A 2,982-nucleotide genomic window follows, 5' to 3' on the forward strand; every position below is an offset into this window, starting at 1 on the left:
GGCCGGAGGCGGCGATGGCGGGCGCGCTCGGCCTGCGGCTCGCCGGCCCGCGGGTCTACGCCGGCGTCGCGGTCGAGGATGCCTGGATGGGCGACGGCCGCGCGGCGGCCACCGCCGAGGACATCGCGCGGGCGCTGCGCCTCTACCGCACCGCCTGCGCACTGCTGTGGGGGCTCGCGACCGTCGGCGCCTTGCTCGTTACGCTCTGAACCGCGGCGCGGCGGCCGGCGTCGCGCTGCAGGGCGCCGAGCACCACGAAGACGAGGCACGAGCCGACCACGAGGCAGGCCGAGAGGAAGATCATCGGCACGAGGTCGCTGCCGCTGCGGTCTCGGATCATCGGCACCGCGTTCTGTGCGATGAAGCCGCCGAGGTTGCCTACCGAGTTGATCGCCGCGATGCCGGCCGCGGCCGAGGCGCCCTTCAGGAAGGTCGGCGGCAGCGACCAGAACACCGGCTGCGCCGAGAAGATGCCGGCGGCGGCCACGCACAGGCAGGCGAACTTCAGGCCCGACCCCGGCACAACCACGCTCAGCGCCAGCGCCGCGGCCGCGACGAGCCCCGGCCCGACCACGTGCCAGGTCTGCTCGCCCGTCCGCGAGGAATGCCGCGGCACCCACCACAGGGCGAACCCGGTGACCACCCACGGGATGATGTTGATGAAGCCGTTGACGGTGTTGGTGACGCCGAAGCTCCGCACCACCGTCGGCAGCCAGTAGCTCAGGCCGTAGGCGCCAAGCGGGAACGCGACGTAGACGCTGGCGAGCATCCACACCCGCCGGTCGAGGAGCGCCGCGAACGGGTTGCCGTGCTCGACCTTGCCGCCGGCCTCGCGCTCCTGTTCCAGCGTCCGGCTGAGCCAGTCGCGGCCGGCGCGATCGAGCCAGGGCGCCTTCTCCGGTCCCTCCGGCAGGACGAGCAGGACGATCACCGCAAGGAACAGCGCCGGCACGCCGGTGCTGACGAAGACCCACTGCCAGCCCTTGAGCCCGAGCGCGCCGTCGAGGTCGAGCAGCGCCCCGCCGACCGCCGCGCCGACGGCGTTGGCCACCGCGCTCGCGATCATGAACCAGCCGATCATCGCGGCGCGGTGCTTCTGCGGGAACCACAGGGTCAGCACGAACAGCACGCCGGGGAAGAAGCCGGCCTCGGCGACGCCCAGCAGAAAGCGCAGCACGTAGAACATCACCGTGTTCTGGGTGAAGCCGAGCAGCACCGTGATCAGGCCCCAGGTCGCCATGATCCGGGCGAACCACAGCCGCGCGCCGACCCGCTCCAGGATGACGTTGGCGGGCACCTCGCATAGGAAGTAGCCGAGGAAGAACAGCGACGCGCCGAGCCCGTAGACGCTCTCGCTCAATCCCAGATCCCCGACCATCTGCAGCTTGGCGTAGGAGATGTTCTGCCGGTCGATGTAGGCGACCAGGTACATCACCCCGAGCAGCGGCATCAGCCGCCACGTCACCGTCGCGATCGTGCGCCGGGCGAGCGCGTCGTCGGCCGCGGTGTCAATGGGCGTCATAGGGCGTTCCTCGGCGTCCGGCGGTCCCTTCGCGAAGGACCGCGCTTTCGGCGGAGCCTAGGCCGGGACGCGGCGCCTGCCTATCGGGCGGTGGCGCGGTTCGGAGCGCGTATCACCCGCGACGGGAACAGGACCCGCTCGCCTGTCACGCGCGCGAGTCCCTACCGGGCCAGCGCCAGCAGCCGGTCGCAGTCGACGTGGCGTTCGAGGTGCAGGGCGAGCGCGTCGAGCACCCGCTCGATGCCGGCCTCGTAGGAGGCGCCGTCGGATCGCGCGCCGAGGCGGGCGAGCCAGGCGGCCCGCTGCCGGTCGTCGGAAAACAGCCCGTGAACGTAGGTGCCGCAGACCAGCCCGTCGGCCGACACCGCCCCGTCGGCGCGTCCGTCGGCCAGGCGCAGCAGCGGCCGGCTCGAATCGGCGCCGGTCGTGTCGCCGACATGCATCTCGTAGCCGGAGAACGGGATGCCGTCGGGCAGGCTCGTGCCGGAAACCGCCTCGAGGCGCTTCAGGGGCGTCATCACCGTGTCGACCTCGAGCAGCCCGAGCCCCGGAACGGTGCGCGGCGCGCCCTCGATGCCGTCTGGGTCGGACAGCGTCCGCCCGAGCATCTGGTAGCCGCCGCACAGCCCCAGGACCCGCCCGCCGCGGCGTAGATGCGCCCGCAGATCCCCGTCCCATCCCTCCGCGCGGAAGAAATCGAGGTCGTCGATCGTGGTCTTGGATCCCGGCAGCAGCACCAGGGCCGCGTCGCCCGGGATCGGCTCGCCGGAACGCACCAGCACCACCTCCACCGCCGGCTCGGCGCGAAGCGGATCGAGGTCGTCGAAGTTGGCGATCCGGGGCAGGACCGGCACGGCGATGCGGGTCGCGGCCGGGCCGGCCGACCCAACGAGCCCGAGCACGTCCTCGGCCGGCAGGCGCGCGGCCTGCGGAAAATGCGGGATCAGGCCGAGGCTCGCCCAGCCGGTGTGGCGCGCGATCAGGTCCATCCCGTCGGAAAACAGGGTCGGGTCGCCCCGGAAGCGGTTGACCAGGAAGCCGACGATCATCGCGGCGTCGTCCGGGTCGATCACCGCCTTGGTGCCGACGAGGCTGGCGATGACCCCGCCGCGGTCGATGTCCCCGAGCAGCACCACGGGCGTGTCGGTGGCGCGGGCGAAGCCCATGTTGGCGATGTCGCCGGCGCGCAGGTTCACCTCGGAGGCCGAGCCAGCACCCTCGACGAGGATGAGGTCGGCCTCGGCCTTCAGCCGCGAGAAGCTGTCGAGCACCGCTTCCAGCAACCTCGGCTTCCAGGCCTGGTAGTCGCGTGCCTTCACGGTCGCGACCATGCGGCCCTGCACCACAACCTGCGAGCCGACCTCGCTCTGCGGCTTGAGCAGCACCGGGTTCATGTGGATCGACGGCGCGACGCCGGCCGCCCGCGCCACCGACACGCCCGTGGTGCTGCTCGGGGACAT

3 protein-coding genes are annotated in these 2,982 nt (G+C 72.1%); 1 reads left to right on the forward strand and 2 read right to left on the reverse strand.

Features of this window, described 5'->3' with window-relative positions; all coding sequences use genetic code 11:
- A partial coding sequence (locus tag FV222_RS21730; protein WP_187277414.1) for a cobalamin biosynthesis protein occupies positions 1 to 209 on the forward strand: 209 nt, incomplete at its 5' end.
- Here FV222_RS21730 and FV222_RS21735 read toward each other — a convergent pair.
- Together FV222_RS21735 and FV222_RS21740 are read right to left on the reverse strand one after the other, a co-directional pair.
- On the reverse strand, positions 143 to 1,522 hold the full coding sequence (locus tag FV222_RS21735; protein ID WP_147761367.1) for an MFS transporter: 1,380 nt from the start codon (positions 1,520 to 1,522) through the stop codon (positions 143 to 145). The genes FV222_RS21730 and FV222_RS21735 overlap by 67 nt on opposite strands.
- 161 nt (positions 1,523 to 1,683) lie before the next feature.
- A partial coding sequence (locus FV222_RS21740) for a cobyric acid synthase (RefSeq protein WP_147815618.1) occupies positions 1,684 to 2,982 on the reverse strand: 1,299 nt, incomplete at its 5' end.

This window comes from Methylobacterium sp. WL103, from assembly GCF_008039885.1.
In the GTDB taxonomy this organism is placed as follows: domain Bacteria; phylum Pseudomonadota; class Alphaproteobacteria; order Rhizobiales; family Beijerinckiaceae; genus Methylobacterium; species Methylobacterium cerastii.

Bases quoted from the DNA above. Each gene is read 5' to 3' on its own strand.
- FV222_RS21735 (WP_147761367.1), bottom strand. From the start codon at position 1,522: ATGACGCCCATTGACACCGCGGCCGACGACGCGCTCGCCCGGCGCACG.